Origin of the sequence: Xanthobacter aminoxidans, from assembly GCF_023571765.1 — a bacterium.
Taxonomy (GTDB): Bacteria; Pseudomonadota; Alphaproteobacteria; order Rhizobiales; family Xanthobacteraceae; genus Xanthobacter; species Xanthobacter aminoxidans.
Genome location: NZ_JAMJXC010000035.1, coordinates 1 through 17147, shown reverse-complemented (window position 1 = coordinate 17147; position 17147 = coordinate 1). Strand labels below are relative to the sequence as shown.

Below are 17147 nucleotides of genomic sequence, written 5' to 3'. Positions count from 1 at the left end.
ACATTCGCAAACTTGAGAATAGACACGATCGCTCTGAAATATACAATTTGGTTAGGTATTGTTGGCGCATCAACAAAGCGCGGGCTGAAAAGGCCGATTTCATTCTCGCGGTTTTGAGAGGTGTCGTGCTCGGCGCCTACGTTGCCGAAGAATGGCTTCAGGCCACTCGCGAAAATTTCCCTGAGATTGAGTATGCGGACGGATCGGAAGCCCATCGTTGGGGCTTCAAGGGCTACGAAGCGCCACAGGATATCTGCGAGTGGTACGTTGGCGTCTATGGCAAACGCATTGTGCAGCCAGAGCTTCGGCACGACCAATATCCCATCCGCTATTGGCAATGCTAAGGGTTTAGTATTCGAACCCAGCCGAACTGCGGAGGCGAGCCGCCATGTTCCATCGCCACCTGAACCACCACTGGTACACCCTCGCCGCCATCGATGCCGTGATCGAGCGGGGGCGTATGCAGGACTGTCTTACGCTGCGAAACACGGCCCGCCGGGAACCGGAGCTGCTGGACAAGATCGCGCGCGTCTGCGCGTCCCGGATCTCCGACCCCTATGCCCAGCGCTATCACTTCTGGAACCACTATGCCCAAAAGCACCGCGCCGCAGCCTGAATGGGACCGGGTTCTGACGGCTTTGGCCGTCCAGGCGCGCCAGGTCTCGCAGGATGCGGATCACGTCCTGACGGACCTTGCACCACGCTTCGACGAGGTGCTGGCCCAGCTGGAAGCGGTGGCTGGCTGGAAAACTGCACGGGTCCGCCGGCCGGTCCTGATCCTTGGCAGCCTGGACGGCATAGAGACGGGCATCAGACAGCTGATCCGCGGCGAACCGCTCGAGACGTGCGTGGTCGAGCGTCAGGGCACGCGCATCGCGCTCCCCACAGCGGCCGAGAAGGGCGTGCATCGCGAGCGCGTTTCCATGCGGGTTCTTCGTCCGGCCTGGGCGCTGGCGGACATGCTGCAGAGCGAGGGATGGGGAAAATGCGGCCTATGGCCCGACGACGTTGAGTGGGACGAAGTGACCGGGGATGAAGCAGAGTTCGACCTACGAAGCACAACTAACGCCATACGTGAATCCTGAATGGCGATCCGTCCTGGCCGCTGCTCTTGGACGCAATCCTCGGCAGGAGCGATCCCGTACACTGAAGCGAAGTTTCATGGCCGGTCGATCACCGGCATGCCTCCCGGCGCGGCTCGTCCCCCGGCGGGCGCAGGAAGCTCGCGATCAGGGCTGCGATCGCCGCGGCATTGCTTTCTCCCCTGACGGTGGCGAGCCCGCGGAAGGCCTCGTCCTCGGCGAGGACGGTGCCCCGCCGCGCCTCGATCAGTGCCTCGGCATAGTCGACGGGAAATTCCGGGTGGCCCTGCACGGAAATGGCGAAGCCCGGATACCACAGCCCGGCATTGGGGCAGAAGGCAGAGGTCGCGAGCCGCCGCGCGCTAGGCGGAGCGGCGACGACTTGGTCCTGGTGATAGGCCTGGATCCTCAGGTCCCCGGGCCGGGTCTCCTCGGGGCCGGGCCAATCCTCGACGGCATAGACATGGACGCCGACCCCCCAGCCCTGCCCGGACTTCCGCACGGTGCCGCCCATGGCCTGGGCGATGATCTGATGGCCGAAGCAGATACCGAACATCTTGGCACCCTCGGCGTGGCAGGCGCGGATGAACGTCTCCAGCGGCGGGATCCAAGGATGGTCCTCATAGACCCCGAAGCGAGAGCCGGTGATGACCCAGAGGTCGGCGTCCGCGGGCGACGCCGGCCATTCGCCATCCAGCACCGCATAGGTGCGGAACCGGGCCTCGATCGGTGCCAACCAATGGCGGACGAAGGCGGGGTAGTCGCCGTGGACCGCCGCCAAATCCTCCGGCGGCCGGCCGACCTCGATGATGCCGATCTGAGAAATCGCTGCCATGGTCTTCCTTCCGCCGCGCCGGGACGGTTCATCGCCACTATCCGCCGGAATGCCCCGTCCTCCGGCCTCAGGCCGGCAGACGGAAATGGTGGGATTTCGGGCGCGTCAGGCTGTGATAGCCTAGCTCTGAGAGGGTTGCCCCCCGCCCGGTGTCCTTGCAGCCCGTCCAGCATACGGCCGGATCGAGATAGTCGCAGCGGTTCATGAACACCGTGCCGGTCTCGATCCGCCCGGCAAGCCGCCCGGCGCGCTCCACGTCGCGGGTCCACAGCGAGGCGGTGAGGCCGAAGGCGCTGTCGTTCATCAGCGCAAGCGCCGCCGTATCGCTGTCTGCCTTCATGATTCCGACTACAGGACCGAAGCTCTCGTCGCGCATCACCCGCATGCCGTGGGTCACATCGACGAGAATCTGCGGGGCGAGATACGCGCTGCGGTCGTCCGCTGGGAACACGGCCGGGTCGATGAGCGCCCGGGCGCCCGCCGCCAGCGCCTCGCCCACCTGGGCACGCACCTCGGCGGCGAAGCGCGGATGCGCCATGGGGCCGAGGGTGGTATCGTGGTCAAGGGGATTGCCGAGCCTGAGCTTTTCCACTTCGGCCACCGACTTCTCAACGAACGCGTCGAACAGCGCCGGGGCCACATAGATGCGCTCGATGCCACAGCAGCACTGGCCGGAATTGTAGAAGGCACCGTCCATGAGCGAGGCCACAGCGGCGTCGAGGTCGGCATCCTCCATCACGTAAGCGGGGTCCTTGCCGCCCAGCTCCAGGCCCAGCGGCGTGAAGGTGCCCGCCGCCGCCCGCTCGATGGCGCGCCCGCCGTCCACCGAGCCGGTGAAGTTGATGAAGTCGAAGGCCCGCGCCGCGATCAGCGCGTTGGTGGTGGCGTGGTTCAGGAAGATGTTCTGGAACAGGCCCTCGGGCAGGCCGGCCTCCCGGAAGCCGCGAACCATGCGCTCGCCCGAGAGCAGGGTCTGGGTGGCGGGCTTGATGAGCACCGCATTGCCGGCGATTAGCGCCGGCACGATGGTGTTGATCGCCGTGAGATAGGGATAGTTCCACGGCGCAATCACGAACACGACGCCGTGCGGCTCGCGGGTGATGGCGCGCCGGTAGGCGGCGCTCGACTCGATGACGAGGGGCGCCAGGGCCTTTTCGGCGATGTCCGCCATGTAGGTCGCGCGCTCGGTCACGCCGCCGAACTCGCCACCATAGCGCACCGGCCGGCCCATCATCCAGGCGAGCTCCTCGGCGGCGCCGTCGCGGTCGGCGACGAGCGCCTCGACACCCTTGCGCACCACGGCGACGCGATCGGCCAGCGGCACCTCGCGCCAGCGGACCTGCGCCGCGCGGGCGGCGGCGACGGCGGCCGACGCCTGTTCGGGGTCAGCAACGGGACGCTCCGCAAAGACTCTGCCGTCGATGGGAGAAACGCACTTCAGCATGATGGAAAGACCTCGGGTTCCGGCCTGCCGCCGGGCGTGTCGAGCGAAAGGGCGGGCCACCCGGCGCGGGGGCGACCCGCAGGGGGCTATTCGTAGTGGAACACCGGGTTGGCCACGTCGATGGCCGCGAAGCGGTCCTTCTCCGACCAGTAATCCTGGGTGTGCTGCCAGTCCGGCAGATCGAGGCGCTTCGGCATCAGGTGCATGTCGCGCATGAGGTAGTTGGGATTGAAGTTCTCCGGGTCCACCCAGGGCAATGGCTGCCAGCCGGACAGCTCCGGCGGAATCTCCACCGTCACCTCTTTTGCCCCCATGGCATCCATATGCTGGAGCATCCGGCAGACCACTTCCGCGATCATCTCCACACGCAGCGTCCAGCTGGCGCGGAAATAGCCGAACACCCACACCATGTTGGGCACGCCGGTGAACATCATGCCCTGGTAGGTCACTGTTTCGGCGAGGTCCAGGGGCGCGCCGTCGAGATCGAAGGCGATGTCGCCGAGCACGCACAGATTGAACCCCGTGGCGGTGACGACGATGTCCGCCTCCACCTCCTGGCCGGACTTCACGCGGATGCCCTTGGGGGTGAACCGCTCGATCTGGTCGGTCACCACCGAGGCCTTGCCGGTTTTGAACGGCTGGAAGAAATCCCCCTCGGGAATGAAGGCGACGCGCTGCTGCCAGGGCCGGTAGCGCGGCGTGAAATGGGTCTTCAGGTCCACGTCCGGGCCGAGATGGGCCGCCACGGCGGCAAGCATCTCCCGCGCCACCGCTTCCGGCTCGTTCTGGGCGCGGTGGATGCGGCCCTTCTGCTCTTCAAGGAGCTTCTTGCGGACGATGGCGTGGATCCAGTGCTCGTCGATCTCAAGCGCCCGCAGTTGGTCGGCCAGCGGATCGGCATTGGTGCCCGGATTGAAATAGGTGGGCGAGCGCTGGATCAGGGTGATGTGCGCGGCGGTGTCCGCCATGGCCGGCACGATGGTCGCCGCCGTCGCGCCCGAGCCGATGATGGCGACCCGCCTGCCGGTATAGTCGAGGTCCTCGGGCCAGGTCTGGGGATGGACGATCCGCCCCTCATAATCGGCCATGCCCTCCCACTCGGGCGTGTAGCCCTCGGAGTGGCGGTAATAGCCTTGGCACATCCACAGGAAGCTGGCGCGGAACGTCAGCGTCTCGCCGGTGTCGCCGCGCCGCACCTTCAGCGTCCAGAATTTCTCCGCGCTCGACCAACTGGCGGACAGGATGTGGTGGCGATAGCGGATGTGCCGGTCGATGCCGTTCTCCGCGATCACCGCGCCGAGATAGGTGAGGATGCGGTCGGCGGTCGCCACCGGCTGCTCGGTCCACGGCTTGAAGCTGTAGCCGAAGGTGTAGAGGTCGCTGTCCGAGCGCACGCCCGGATAGCGGTGGGTGTGCCAGGTGCCGCCGAAGGTCTCCATGGCCTCCAGGATCACGAAGCTCTTGCCGGGGCAATCGCGATCGAGATACCAGGCGCTGCCGATGCCGGAGATGCCGGCCCCGACGATGATCACGTCGAAGGTCTCGGCGGACACCGCTTCGGGTGTCGCAGCAGATTGGGTCATCTTCTTGTTTCCCGTGATCGCCGTCAGACGGTTTCAAGATACCGGCGTCGTTCCAGATCGGTGACGGTGCCCTGGAACACGCCCAGTTCGAAGCGGGCAATGCGCAGCGCGTTCTCCACCAGCTCCGGCGAGAGGATGTCGCGGATGGCGGGCCCCGCCTCGGTGGCGGCGACGGCGAGCGCGAGCGAGGGCGGGATGGTCTCCACCTGCTGCTCGTAATTGTTGCCGGTGGCCACCGGCGGCGGCGTGAGCTTCTCGCGGATGCCGCGGAGGCCCGCGCCGAGCCCGGTGGCGATGGCGAGATAGGGATTGAGGTCCGCCCCGCCGATGCGGATTTCCAGCCGCGCCTTGCCGGCGCTCTCGTTGATGGCGCGGAACCCGGCCGTGCGGTTGTCCACGCCCCAGCAGCGCGTGGTGCCGGCGAAGCTGTTCGCCTGCATCCGCTTGAAGGAATTGACGTTGGGCGCGTAGAACAACGCTGCCTCGTGGAACACGTCCATATTGCCGGCGACGAACTGCTCGAAGGTGTCGCTGAGGCGCAGCGGCCGGGCGGGATCATAGAACACCGAAGCGCCGGTTTCCTTGTCCCTGAGGCTGAAATGGATATGGCCCGAGCAGCCGGAGAGGTCCTCTCGCAGCTTCGCCATGAAGGTGGCGGTGGCGCCCGCCCGCGCGGCGATCTGCTTGGCGGCGAGCTTCAGCAGCACCGCCATGTCGGCCATGGCCACCGCGTCGGAGCGGTAGAGGTTGACCTCGAACTGGCCCTGCCCCCATTCCGGCAGGCAGGCCTCGATCTCGTTCGGGAAGCAGTCGCGCAGCTTGCCGATGATGGGCTCGAAGAAATGCCCCTCGAAGACCGAATAGCAGTGAATATCCTTGCTTGCCGGCTCGAGGTTGCTCCAGCGGCCCTGGCGGATCTCCTGGATGGGCGTCGGCAGCAGGTAGAATTCGAGCTCCAGGCTCACCATCTCCTTGTAGCCCATCGCGGCCGCGCGGCTCACCTGGCGCTTGAGCGCGGAGCGTGGGCAGAGCGGATGAGGCTCGTCCTCCTCGGTGTGCCAGTCCATGAGCACGATGGCGGTGTTCTCCTCCCAGGGCGCGAGGCGGAAGGAGTCCAGGTCGATCTTGCCGCGCACGTCGGGGATGCCGGTGTCGAACAGGCCGGGCAGCACCTCGTCCATGGTGGTGGTGCCGAGCAGGTAGGAGGAGAAGTTCACCCCGCCTTCCACCGCGTGCTGGAAATACGGCACCGTGAGGCGCTTGCCGCGCAGCACGCCGGCGGGGTCCGTGCCAGCCACGATCACTGTTCGCACGCCGTTTTCGGCGATCAGCTTGTTGATGGTCTCGATGTCCATTTCAGTGATTTCCGTAGCTTGCAGAGTTTTTCCCGCGCGAGGCGTACATCCCGATCACGATCAGGATCACCGAGACCAGCACCACCAGGGTGGCCACCGCGTTGACCTCGGGGGTCACCTCGCGGCGCAGCAGCGACCACAGGGTCATGGGCAGGGTGTTCTCGCGGCCGGTGAGCAGGAAGGTCACCGCGATCTCGTCGAAGGAGATGGAGAAGGCGATCAGCATGGCGCCGAACAGCGAGGAGGCGATGCCCGGCAGGGTGACGTGCCGGAACAGCTCCCATTCGTTGGCGCCGAGATTGACCGCCGCCTCGGTCTGGCTCTTGCCCATCTGCTGGAGGCGGGCGAACACCTCCGTGATGGTGATGCACATCAGCGCCGTGCCCTGGCCCAGCATGATGGTGTGCAGCGACAGGCGGAAATGCACCGTCAGGTAGAAGCTGAGCAGCGCGACGCCGGTGATGATACCGGGCAGCACGATGGGCAAAAGCACGATCCGCCGGAACGCCGTCTTGCCGGGAAACGTGTAGCGGTCGAGCGCGATGGCGGCAGGCAGGCCGAACAGCACGCTGATGGCCACCACGCCGAGGCCGACATAGACGCTGTTCCAGATGGAGGTGAGGATCTGTCGGTCGTGGAACAGCTCCACATACCAGCGCAGCGTGAACCCGTTGAACGGCAGCCCGGTATAGTGGCTGTCGTTGAAGGAGAAGATGACGATCACCAGGATCGGCGCGTACAGGAAGAACAGGACGGCCGACGCGAGCGACGTGACGAAGATGTGATTTCCAAAGGCGCGCATGTCGAACCTCAGAGCCTGACCTGGGTTTTTTCTTCGAGCCATCCCGACAGCGAGATCAGCGCGAGGCCGAGGGCGATGATGACCAGCCCGATCGCCGCCGCCATGGGCCAGTCGAAGGCCACGCCGAGCAGGTTGATCACGATGTTCGAGATCATCAGCGAATCCGGGCCGCCCACGAGGACGGGAGCCACGAAGTCGCCGAAGGCCAGCGAGAAGGTGATGATGCCGCCGGCGATCACCCCCGGCACGCTGATGGGCAGGACGATACGGAAGACAATCTCCCAGGCGCTGGCGCCGAGATTGCGCGCCGCCTCGATCAGCGAGGTCGGCACCCGCTCGAGCTGGGCGTAGATGGACAGCACCGCGAACGGCGTGAAGATGTAGGTCAGCGTCAGGACCACGCTGAACTCGTTGTAGAGGAACAGCCGCACCGGCTCGTGGGTGAGGCCCAGCCCTTGCAGGGTGGCATTGAGGATGCCGCCGGTGCCGAGAATGGTCTTCCACGCATAGGCCTTCACCAGGTAACTCGCCCACCACGGCACGATGACCAGGAGATAGAGCACGAACTTCAGGCTGGCCGAGCGGACGTGGAACGCCAGGCAGAAGGCCAGGGGATAGGCCATGATCGCCGACAGGACCGAGGTCATGAGGCCGATCCGGGCGGATTTCAGGATCACCCCGAGATAGGGCTCGTCCGTGAACACCCGCGCGAAGTTGCGCAGCGACAGCCCGGGGGTGAAGACCATGTCCTCGGCCTGGCCCAGGCTGTAGTAGAAGAGCAGTGCGTAGGGCACCAGCATGAAGACGGTGAACCACGCGATGGGCGGGACGAGCCACAGCAGCATCCGGCGCCGCTCGATGCGGCGGGCGCTGCGGACCGCCGGGCGCGCGCCGCCGGTCTGGCTGGGGAGGGAAAGGGCTGCCTGCGCCATCTCAGGCCTCCACCACGTGCGCCTTCTGGGCATTGACCTTCAGCGCCACCGGCGCGCCATGGGCGAAGGGCGGCAGGTCGGTGGGCTCGTGCACATGAACGAGGCCCGCATTCCCGGTCAGCTCCACCACATATTCGATGTACTCGCCGCGATAGAGGCTGTCGGCCACCTGGCCGTGCAGTTCGCCTTCGCCGGGCCGGGCGAGGGACAGATCCTCGGCGCGCAGCATCAGCCCCACCGACTGGCCGCTCGCGACCTTCGCGGGCTGGGCGAGGGAAACGACCTCGCCATTGCCGAGGCGCACCATGAGGCCGTCGCTGCGGCTTTCGGCGACCACCGCGTCGACGATGTGGGCGTGGCCGATGAAGCTCGCCACATAGCGCGAGGCCGGACGGTCGTAGATCTCCCGCGGCGTGCCAAACTGCATCACCTTTCCGACGTTCATGACGGCGATGGCGTCGCTCATGGCCATGGCCTCGTCCTGGTCATGGGTGACGTAGATGAAGGTCTTGTTGAGCTCGCGGTGGAGGCGGATCAGCTCGATCTGCATCACCTTGCGCAGGTGGGCGTCGAGGGAGCCGAGCGGCTCGTCGAACAGCACCACGTCGGGATCGGTGACCAGGGCGCGGGCGAGCGAGACGCGCTGCTTCTGGCCGCCGGAGAGCTGGTGCGGCCTTTTGCCCGCATGGCTGCCCAGATGCACCAGATCAAGGTGTTCTGCCACCTTGCGGCGGATCTCGGCATCGCTGAAGCGCCCCTTCATGCGCCGCGTGCGCAGGCCGAAGGCGACGTTCTCGGCGACCGTCATGTTGGGGAACAGGGCAAAGTCCTGGAACACCATGCGCATGTCGCGGTCGCTCACCGGCTGGTCGGTGATGTCGATGCCGTCGCGCAGGATCTGGCCCGATGTCGGGGTCTCGAAGCCCGCGATCATCCGCAGCGTCGTGGTCTTGCCGCAGCCCGAGGGACCCAGAAGCGTCACGAACTGCCCCTGGCCGATGCGCATGTTCACGCCGTCGACGGCCCAAGCCGTGGCGCCGTGCCCATCATAGAGCTTGCGCAGATCGCGCAGTTCAATTCCTGTTGTCATGATAGTTCGCCGTTTCTTTTGTTTGTTCCCCTCCCCGGCGCGGCGGACCGCACCGGGGCTTCGCGTCCGGAAGGTCGGCGGTTACTGCGCGGCGGCCTTCACCTGGTTCCAGATCTCCAGGTACTTGCCGCGGCGCTTCACCGGCTGCCACCAGTCCACATTGGTGAAGGTCTGGGGGTCCACCATGCCGAGGGCGTCATAAGCGGCCTTGGTCTTGTCATCGAGCTCAGTGGGCATCTTCGCGTTCGGGTAGCCGAAGCCTGTCACCTTGTGGGCGAGGGCCTGCGCCTTGGGCGACGACACATAGTTGAGCCAGGGATAGACGCAGGGGTTGCTCTCGGCGCCCTTCACGATCATCCAACTGTCGGCCCAGCCGCCGCGGCCTTCCTTCGGCTTAAGGTCCGCCACCTCGCGGCCGGCATTGCGCAGCTCGACGAGGGTGGATTCCCAGGAATTGCCGCCGACGACCTCGCCGGAGGACATCAGGTTGCCCATCTCTCCGGTGGTGAACCAGTACTTGCGGATGTTGGGCTTCATCTCGATCAGCTTAGCCTTGACCTTCTCGAGCTGCGCGTCGGAAAGGTCGTAGGTGTTCTTGAAACCGAGGGCGCGGGCGGCCATGTAGACCGTCTCGATATCGTCCCACACCGAGATCTTGCCCTTGTATTTGGGGTTCCACAGGAAGCCGAGCGTGTCGGTATCGGCCGGCACCGCCTTCGGGTCGGCGATGATGCGCACCACGCCCCAGCCATAGGGCACGCCGTAGACCTTGCCGTCCTTCACGAGCCAGCTCGGGTTCTTGAATTGCGGCAGGAAGTCCGCGGCGTTCGGCACCTTGGACATGTCGACCGGCGAGACCGCTCCCGCCGCCACGAGGCGCATGTTGGTGTCGTTGGAGGGGGCGGTGAGATCGGCCGCGCCGCCGCCGCTCATGAGCTTCGACACGATCTCGTCGTTCGAGCCCACATAGACCGTGTTCACCTTGCAGTTGGTCTCCGCCTCGAACGGCTTCACGAAGCTGTCGTCGGCATAGCCTTCCCACACCAGGAGGGTGAGGTTCCCCGCCGCGGTGGCCGGCTGGGCGAAGGCCATCGCCAAGGCGAGCGCCGCCCCGAGCATCGCGCCGACGCCGCACCGGCCGGGCATGGCGAAACTGGACGTTCTACTTGTGGACTTCATCGAGGCTATCCTTGTTCAGCAGTTGAATAGGGATGTCACCGATGCGGCTCACCGTATTGTTGATGAACCGCTTCATGATCTCGTCGTAGGCGTGGGAGATGTGCTGCTCGATCTCGCGGTCGAGCCGCACCAGATCATGGGCGTAGATCGCCTCGACGATCGGCACGTGGGAGCGCGCCGTCTCCGCCTGGGCCTGCACGTCGCGGGTGCTGGTGAGGTGCCAGATCCGGTAGGTGACGCCCGACAGATTGTAGAGGGACTGGGTCAGGAACGGATTTCCACATTCGCGATAGATCTGCGAGTGGAACAGGAAGTCGAGGTGAAGCAGTGCCTCGACATCGCCCGCGCGCACCAGCTTCGGCACGTCGTCGAAGACGCCGGCGAGCCGTTCGATCTGCTTGCTGCTCGCCTCGGCGGCCCACAGCCGCCAGGCGAGACGCTCCAGGTGCAGCCGGAGCGTGTAGAGGTCGTTGATCTCATCGAGCCCGATGGGCGCGACGATGATGCTCTGATTGTGCAGGAACAGCACGAGCCGCTCGCTGGAAAGGCGCAGCAGCGCCTCGCGGATCGGCGTGCGCCCGTAGCCCAGCTTCGAACTCAAGGCCTTGTCATTGATCACCGCCCCCGGCTGCAGCTCGCAACGCAGGATCATGGCGCGGACGGCGTGATAGGCGAGGGTCGCCTGGGTCTCGCGGACACCGTCCTCGATCTGCGGCAAGCGAAAGGGGTCTGAGGCTTCTTCCGGCGTCACTTGGAGCTAGCTCCCTCGGATCGTGAAAGCCCACCCAGTAAGAAATCGACAAGATATATTGTCAATATTTTTCTGGCACCACGAACCGTTAGATGGTGGCAAGAGCAACGTTTAATACATTGATTTTAAATGAGTTTATCGCTCGAAAATTTTTCGTATATTGACAATATATCGACTCCGACGCAATGATGCGCGCCTCAATGAAAGATCCGCTTCGCCCCTGTGGCGTGCGGGCAAAAAAAGTCCCTACGAGGCTCCCCTTGAGACGCTTCCGTCCCGTTCCCGAGCTCCACCGCTCTCCCGCCGCCGGCCCTGCGCCGGCGCCCACTATCCCCGACTGTTGATGTCGCGATGTGCGCCGATCCACCGAAGAGACCCGTCCCGCGCTCCCCGCCGGCGCCGCTTCGCGCCCTATGGTGGTCCATGTTTCGCGTGCTGTTCCAAGCTCTTCTGAAGCTTCCGGAGAGCTGGCTGCGGCAGCTAGCGGGACTGGTCGCGCCGGGCGCGCCGTCGCGCGGCGACTGGGTGGAGGCCGACCCCCGCGCGCGCCTCCATGCCTGGCTAGTCACCCGCTGCGGCGCGCCGCCCACGGCCGATCCCGCCGCCGCGCGGCAGCCGCGTTTCCTGTCGCTGCGCCTTCTGGAGGGCCGGCCGCTGCCGCTGCGCGACTGCCGGGACCTGATGCTGCCGGGGCCGGACGGCCCGCTGCGAGCGCGGCTCTACACCCCGCACGCCTGCCCTGAGCCGGCGCCCGCGCTGATCTATCTGCATTTCGGCGGCTGCGTCGTCGGCGACCTCGCGACCTGCCACACCGCCTGCACGATCCTCGCCCACCACGCCCGCTGCAAGGTGCTCTCGGTGGAGTACCGCCTGGCGCCGGAGCACAAGTTTCCCGCGGCGCTGGAGGATGCGGTGGGCGCACTGCGCTGGCTCAGGAGCGCGGCCCCATCGCTCGGTATCGCGCCCCATCAGATCGGGATCGGCGGGGATTCGGCGGGCGGCTACCTGGCGGCCGCCACCTCGCTGCAGCTGAAGCAGTCGGGCGAGCCGCCGCCGAAGATGCAGCTGCTGATCTATCCCGTCCTGGAGATGGACCGCGACCGCATGCCGGCCACCGCGTTCGACCACTGCTATCCGCTCACCCGCGCCGACATGGACTGGTTCTCGGCACAATATCTGCGCAGCCCGGCGGATGCCGCCAATCCGCTGTGCTCGGTGGCGCGGGCGCGGTTGCTGGACGGCATGCCCGCCACCCTCATCGTCCAGGCCCGGCACGATCTGCTCTACGAGGAGGGGCGGCGCTTCGCCGAGCGGCTCGAGGCGCAGGGCGTTCCCCTCGCGCGCCGCGTCTATCCCACCCTGCCCCACGCCTTTTCCGCCATGTCGGGCGGCCTGCCCGCCGCCCGCGCGGCGCTGATCGAAACCGCGGAGCTCGCCGGGCAGATGCTGCGCGCGCCCGTCGACGCCCCGAGCCGGACTTTCATGGAGACCTGCGATGAGTGAGTTGACCCTGACCAGCAACTGGAACTACCCGACCAAGATCTGGTTCGGCGCCGGACGCCTCTCCGATCTCGCCGCCGCCTGCCGCGAGATCGGCGCGTCACGGCCGCTGATCGTGTCCGACCCCTATTTCTCGGCCCTGTCGGTGATGACGGGCATCCGGAACGCGCTCGCCGCCGCGGGCCTCACCGCCGACGTATTCGACAAGCTCCAGGGCAACCCCACCTCTCGCAATCTGGAGGACGGCATCGCGGCGTTCCGCGCCAGCGGCCACGACAGCGTAATCGCCATCGGCGGCGGCAGCGCGCTCGACGTGGGCAAGACGGTGGCCTTCATGGTGGCGCAGGACCTGCCGGTCTGGGAGTTCGAGGACATCGGCGACTACTGGCGCCGTGCCAACACCGAGGGCATCGCCCCCATCATCGCCATTCCCACCACTGCCGGCACCGGCTCGGAGGTCGGCCGCGCCACGGTCATCACCAATGACGCCACCCATCAGAAGAAGATCATCTTCCACCCGCAGATGATGCCAAGGATTGTCATCGCCGATCCCGCTCTGACTCTCGGCCTGCCCCCCGACATGACGGCGCGCACGGGCATGGACGCCCTTGCCCACTGCCTGGAGGCCTATTGCGCGCCGAGCTACCACCCCATGGCGGACGCCATCGCCGTCGAGGGCATCCGCCTCCTCCAGAAATGGCTTCCGGTGGCGGTGGCCGACGGCCGCGACATCGAAGCCCGCTCCCATGTGATGGCGGCCGCCAGCATGGGCGGCACCTCGTTCCAGAAGGGACTGGGCGCGATCCATTCGCTCAGCCATCCCATCGGCTCGGTCTATGGCTGCCACCACGGCCTCACCAATGCGGTGCTAATGCCCTATGTGCTGGCCTTCAACCGCGACGCGATCACCGACAAGATCGGCTATCTGGCGCAGGCCATGGGGCTCGGCGGGACGGACCGCGCCGGGGTGGACCGCCTCATCGACTGGACGCTTGAGCTGCGCCGGCAGCTCAAGCTGCCGCACACGCTGAAGGAGATCGGCGTCAAGCCGGAGGCGTTTGCGACCATCGCTGAGATGTCGGTGAACGATCCCACAGCGGGGACCAATCCGCGTCCTTTGTCCGTGCCCGGCTCGCTCCAGATCCTCGAAGCCGCCTATAGCGGGACGCTGCCTGCGCACTGAAGGCCGCTCCCCTCAGCCATAGGCCCATCCCGCGCATGACGGGCCACCTTCCGGCGACGCACTTCCGTTCGCATCCGCACAGTTGCGGGCAGTGAGGCATTGAAGGCCGGCGCATCGGCGGGAGAGATGTCGCGGGTGGCCCGACGACATTGAATGGGACGAAGTGACCGGCGAAGATGAGGCGGATTAGGTCGAGGCCTGCAATGCGCTCGGCCTGCAGGAGCGGCCGCTCCTGCAGCTGGCGATGGCCTCCCCTTGATGGGTCAGAGGGTGCAGGGAGAAGGGCGCCGTGCCGGTGGCATTCGACGAGCTGGAGCGCCTGGTGTTGATCGCGGACGCGGGGCCTCTCCTGCGCCTCGCCGCGGCCGACCTGCTCGACACCATGCGCCTCTCCAACCGACAGATCGCGATCGTGGATATGGTGGAACACGAGGCGTGCCATCGTCATCCCGACAAGCCGTTTGCGCGTGAAATCCTCTCCTGGATCGAGCGGTCAGGAGCCGCGGTGCGGCGCGTGGAGACGACGGAGGGCATCGCATACGCCGCGCTGCTCGAGCGGGAGAAAACCCCGGAGAACGTGGCCAAGCTGAAACGGCTTCAGCGGGACGGCGGCGAGCGTGCCGTTCGCGATTACGTTGAGGGGCTGGCGCCGAGCGATGTGCGCTCGGTCCAGGTCGCCTACGACGATCCGAATGTGCAGACGCTTCTGTTGGCCTCAAAGGTTCCGGTCGAATTGGTAGCGGCCGAGCGGTTTCTGCACACCTTGGCAGGTAGGGGCCACCATGCGCCATCGCCACCTGAACCACCAGCGCTACACGCTCGCCGCCATCGATGACGTGATCGAGCGGGGGCGAATGCGGGACTGGCTGGATCTGCGAGACGCCGCCCGCCAGCGGCCGGAGCTGTTTGACATGATCGTGCGCGTTTGCGCACCTCGGCTCTACAATCCCTACGCCCAGCGCCACCACTTCTGGAACAACTATGCTCGGTCGCGGCGAGCGCGGCAGTTCAATGCGACGCGGCCGGATTGACTCTCGCCTCCGGCGTCAAGGGGGAGGACGGGGCGCCGCCCCATCCCTCCCCAGCAAGCGCAATCGGTACGGCCGAGGCTCCGCGCTGCGCTTGTGCGCCCGCACCACCCGCACCGATTCCGCTTGCTCCCCTCCCTCTCCCCGCGTTCGCCACGTGGCAGGGGTTCAGGCGAACCTGAACCCCTTTTGAAACCTCAAGACATCTGCCCCGTGTTCGGCGCCCGCGGCGGCGAACATATCAAGGGGACGCCCCGCGTCCCGACGCCTTCCGGTGCGCCACGACGCGGAGCCGGGGGCAAGGGCGGCGCAGTCCGGGACCGGAGCCACGCACAGCCGGCGTGCCGGCGAGCATGGCGAGGACCCACCCCTTGCGCTCGGCGAGCACCGTGGCACTCATCGGCAGCTGAAAGGCATCCAGACGGCCCGTCCGCCGTCAGTCGCAGCGGATGTACAGGGAGTTGTTGATCTCGACGGACTTCGGACCCTTCACAAGAACCGATATCGATCCATCCCCGTCCCCATCAGCTTCGATGGCCGGCTCGCACTTCATGGGTGGAGCGCGATAGGTCGCTCCGTTGACCTTCCACTTCGGTAGCGCGCACACGCGGCGGCCGTCCGAGTCGAATTCGATCCAGCTCTTTTCCGAGACCTCAACCCCTGCCATGGGGTTCGTGCAGAGTTCCTTGCGCTCGGTGTCGGTCTTCGGTTCCTCATTCGACATCGGGGATACCCACTTGCCCGGCGCCATCGGTGCCGGCGGCACGCCCACGCCTTGGCCGACCGACGCGGTTGTGTGCATAGGGAGGAGAAAAAGGGGGCCGATAGCGACGCGCAGACAAATATTCACGGCTTCTTCTGCTCCAGCCGGTGGATTGTGGACCGATGAACGCCGAGCGAGGCGGCGATTTCCCGTGCCGACATCCCCTCGGCCCTGAGGCGTTTCACCAAACGCGCCTGATCACCGCTCAGGGCCGGCGGGCGGCCAAACCGCACGCCCCTCGCCCTTGCGGCCGTGCGACCTTCACCGGTCCGTTCAGCAATCAAGGATCGCTCAAACTCTGCGATACCCGCAAAGATTGTCAACACCATGCGACCCGCCGGCGTGGTCGTGTCCGCCCATGGCTCGGCCAGGGACCGGAGGCCGGCGCCGGCCGTCGACAAGCGCTCCGAGATGTCGAGAAGATCGCGGGTAGAGCGTGCCAGCCGGTCGAGGCGCGTCACCGTGACTACATCGCACAGCCGTCGGTAACCGAAGCGTCGTCGCTCCTGGGCCAGGGCTTTTAGCCGTTCGCGCAAGGCCCCGTCGTCCGGCCGCGTGGCCTGGTAGCGCACGCTGGTCCGGTCGGTGTCGATCACCCGGCACGCCCGTCGCTGGCTCATCTCGTAGGTCGTCTGCAGGTACGCCGCAGCCTCCCGATGCGCGGCGGGCGTCACCATTTTTTTCCCAGCAGGTCCTTCAGCGCGACGTTGTCGAGCATCGCCTCGGCCAGCATCCGCTTGAGCTTGGCGTTCTCGTCCTCCAGCGCCTTCAACCGCCGCGCCTCCGACACGTCCAGCCCGCCGTATTTAGCCTTCCACTTGGAGAAGGTCGGCGAGCTGAGCCCGTGCTTGCGGCACAGGTCCGCCACCGGCACGCCCGCCTCCTGCTCGCGCAGGATCCCGATAATCTGTTCTTCCGTGAACCTTGATCGTTTCATTCGTCCGTCCCTTTCCTGGGGCGGACTCTAGTTATTTCTGGAGGAGTTTCAGGGGGTCACGTCACTTAACCCCGTCCACTTTTTCGGGGGAAGATCACATGAGCTTAGCTATTTCGGCATTGGCGTGAAGCTCGTCGAGCCGGGCTATGCCCCGACAACACGGTTTGGTGCGAACGCCATTATCCCGGTTCAGGACCTGCTGCCGGGCGAGTATGCCGAGTTCGCCCGGCCGATCCTCGCATCCTTCGCAACGCCGGCGCCGACGACGCGCGAAAGCGATGTCGCGGAGGCGATTTGGGCCGCCGTCCACGACAAGACAGGACAACTCAGATTCCCGGCAGGCGCGGATGCCTTGGCGCTTGCCGAAGCCCGCTGACAGGTCGCTTTCAAGATTCGAACGGGCGCTCCGAAAGAGCGCCCTAGAGCGAGGGCGTCAGAGTCTGATTTGCGGCGGCCGGAGCATGTCCGCAACTGGCGCAAATGTGCTGATATGCCCCAACTCGCTGATGTCCGCTTTTGGGCCGCGGCCGTTGCCAGATCAATGACCGAGATGGGGGCGGAGGCTGTGTGAAAACCCCTGATGATGCTATGATCTAGCACTGCTTCGGGGGTGTCATATGGGACGTTTCGTTGAAGCTGCTGACCGCCACCAAGCAAGCTTTTTGCCGACGTGCCTGGAAGAC

18 protein-coding genes and 2 pseudogenes are annotated in these 17147 nt (G+C 66.0%); 7 read left to right on the top strand and 13 right to left on the bottom strand.

Going from position 1 to position 17147, the window contains the following annotated elements:
• Positions 1-311 (bottom strand): hypothetical protein (locus EJ105_RS26880; RefSeq protein WP_250168760.1); only part of this gene is annotated, 311 nt, incomplete at its 3' end.
• Positions 312-388: 77 nt separating this feature from the next.
• Here EJ105_RS26880 and EJ105_RS26875 point away from each other — a divergent pair.
• The gene (locus tag EJ105_RS26875; RefSeq protein ID WP_250168759.1) at positions 389-616 is read left to right on the top strand and encodes a hypothetical protein; all 228 of its coding nucleotides are present in this window, start codon (positions 389-391) and stop codon (positions 614-616) included.
• Positions 588-1085 carry a hypothetical protein gene (locus EJ105_RS26870; RefSeq protein WP_250168758.1) on the top strand — a complete coding sequence of 166 codons (498 nt, stop codon included), beginning with the start codon at positions 588-590 and terminating at the stop codon, positions 1083-1085. Before EJ105_RS26875 ends, EJ105_RS26870 begins: the two co-directional genes overlap by 29 nt.
• 88 nt (positions 1086-1173) lie before the next feature.
• Here the strand turns inward: EJ105_RS26870 and EJ105_RS26865 are convergent, their stop codons facing one another.
• The 9 genes from EJ105_RS26865 to EJ105_RS26825 all read right to left on the bottom strand — a co-directional run bounded on the left by EJ105_RS26865 (position 1174) and on the right by EJ105_RS26825 (position 11053).
• Entirely contained in the window at positions 1174-1917 is a 744-nt protein-coding gene (locus EJ105_RS26865) for a type 1 glutamine amidotransferase (protein WP_250168757.1), read from the bottom strand.
• A gap of 67 nt (positions 1918-1984) precedes the next feature.
• Positions 1985-3361: an aldehyde dehydrogenase family protein gene (locus EJ105_RS26860; protein ID WP_250168756.1), complete on the bottom strand. Its 1377-nt coding sequence runs from the start codon at positions 3359-3361 to the stop codon at positions 1985-1987.
• 86 nt (positions 3362-3447) lie between these two features.
• Complete coding sequence (locus EJ105_RS26855) at positions 3448-4944, bottom strand: flavin-containing monooxygenase (protein ID WP_250168755.1); 1497 nt, start codon at positions 4942-4944, stop codon at positions 3448-3450.
• Between the two features lie 23 nt (positions 4945-4967).
• On the bottom strand, positions 4968-6299 hold the full coding sequence (locus EJ105_RS26850) for a glutamine synthetase family protein (protein WP_250168754.1): 1332 nt from the start codon (positions 6297-6299) through the stop codon (positions 4968-4970).
• Position 6300: 1 nt separating this feature from the next.
• Positions 6301-7101 (bottom strand): ABC transporter permease, encoded by an 801-nt coding sequence (locus tag EJ105_RS26845; protein WP_250168753.1) that lies wholly within the window; start codon positions 7099-7101, stop codon positions 6301-6303.
• A gap of 8 nt (positions 7102-7109) precedes the next feature.
• Positions 7110-8033, bottom strand: coding sequence for an ABC transporter permease (locus EJ105_RS26840; protein ID WP_250168752.1), 924 nt, complete (start codon positions 8031-8033; stop codon positions 7110-7112).
• Between the two features lies 1 nt (position 8034).
• On the bottom strand, positions 8035-9123 hold the full coding sequence (locus tag EJ105_RS26835) for an ABC transporter ATP-binding protein (RefSeq protein ID WP_250168751.1): 1089 nt from the start codon (positions 9121-9123) through the stop codon (positions 8035-8037).
• Between the two features lie 81 nt (positions 9124-9204).
• Complete coding sequence (locus tag EJ105_RS26830) at positions 9205-10302, bottom strand: ABC transporter substrate-binding protein (protein WP_250168750.1); 1098 nt, start codon at positions 10300-10302, stop codon at positions 9205-9207.
• Positions 10286-11053 (bottom strand): GntR family transcriptional regulator, encoded by a 768-nt coding sequence (locus EJ105_RS26825; protein ID WP_250168749.1) that lies wholly within the window; start codon positions 11051-11053, stop codon positions 10286-10288. Before EJ105_RS26825 ends, EJ105_RS26830 begins: the two co-directional genes overlap by 17 nt.
• Positions 11054-11485: 432 nt before the next feature.
• Here EJ105_RS26825 and EJ105_RS26820 point away from each other — a divergent pair, with 432 nt between their 5' ends.
• The 4 genes from EJ105_RS26820 to EJ105_RS26805 all read left to right on the top strand — a co-directional run bounded on the left by EJ105_RS26820 (position 11486) and on the right by EJ105_RS26805 (position 14767).
• Positions 11486-12556, top strand: coding sequence for an alpha/beta hydrolase (locus tag EJ105_RS26820; RefSeq protein WP_250168748.1), 1071 nt, complete (start codon positions 11486-11488; stop codon positions 12554-12556).
• Positions 12549-13736 carry an iron-containing alcohol dehydrogenase gene (locus tag EJ105_RS26815; RefSeq protein WP_250168747.1) on the top strand — a complete coding sequence of 396 codons (1188 nt, stop codon included), beginning with the start codon at positions 12549-12551 and terminating at the stop codon, positions 13734-13736. The genes EJ105_RS26820 and EJ105_RS26815 overlap by 8 nt, the downstream gene beginning before the upstream one ends.
• Positions 13737-14025: 289 nt before the next feature.
• Entirely contained in the window at positions 14026-14571 is a 546-nt protein-coding gene (locus tag EJ105_RS26810; RefSeq protein WP_250168746.1) for a hypothetical protein, read from the top strand.
• A complete protein-coding gene (locus EJ105_RS26805; protein ID WP_250168745.1) occupies positions 14519-14767 on the top strand; it encodes a hypothetical protein in 249 nt (82 codons plus the stop codon). Before EJ105_RS26810 ends, EJ105_RS26805 begins: the two co-directional genes overlap by 53 nt.
• A gap of 433 nt (positions 14768-15200) precedes the next feature.
• Here EJ105_RS26805 and EJ105_RS26800 read toward each other — a convergent pair whose 3' ends face one another.
• The 3 genes and pseudogenes from EJ105_RS26800 to EJ105_RS26790 form a co-directional block, all read right to left on the bottom strand.
• A complete protein-coding gene (locus EJ105_RS26800; RefSeq protein WP_250168744.1) occupies positions 15201-15488 on the bottom strand; it encodes a hypothetical protein in 288 nt (95 codons plus the stop codon).
• A gap of 122 nt (positions 15489-15610) precedes the next feature.
• On the bottom strand, positions 15611-16006 hold the full coding sequence (locus EJ105_RS28165; protein ID WP_488657469.1) for a recombinase family protein: 396 nt from the start codon (positions 16004-16006) through the stop codon (positions 15611-15613).
• Positions 16004-16464, bottom strand: a pseudogene (locus EJ105_RS26790) (transposase); the annotation flags it as partial. The pseudogene EJ105_RS26790 and the gene EJ105_RS28165, both read right to left, overlap by 3 nt.
• 79 nt (positions 16465-16543) lie before the next feature.
• On the opposite strand from EJ105_RS26790, the pseudogene EJ105_RS26785 reads away from it, so the two are divergent.
• A pseudogene (locus tag EJ105_RS26785) lies at positions 16544-16840 on the top strand (Rossmann-fold NAD(P)-binding domain-containing protein); the annotation flags it as partial.
• Positions 16841-17147: the final 307 nt, after the last annotated feature.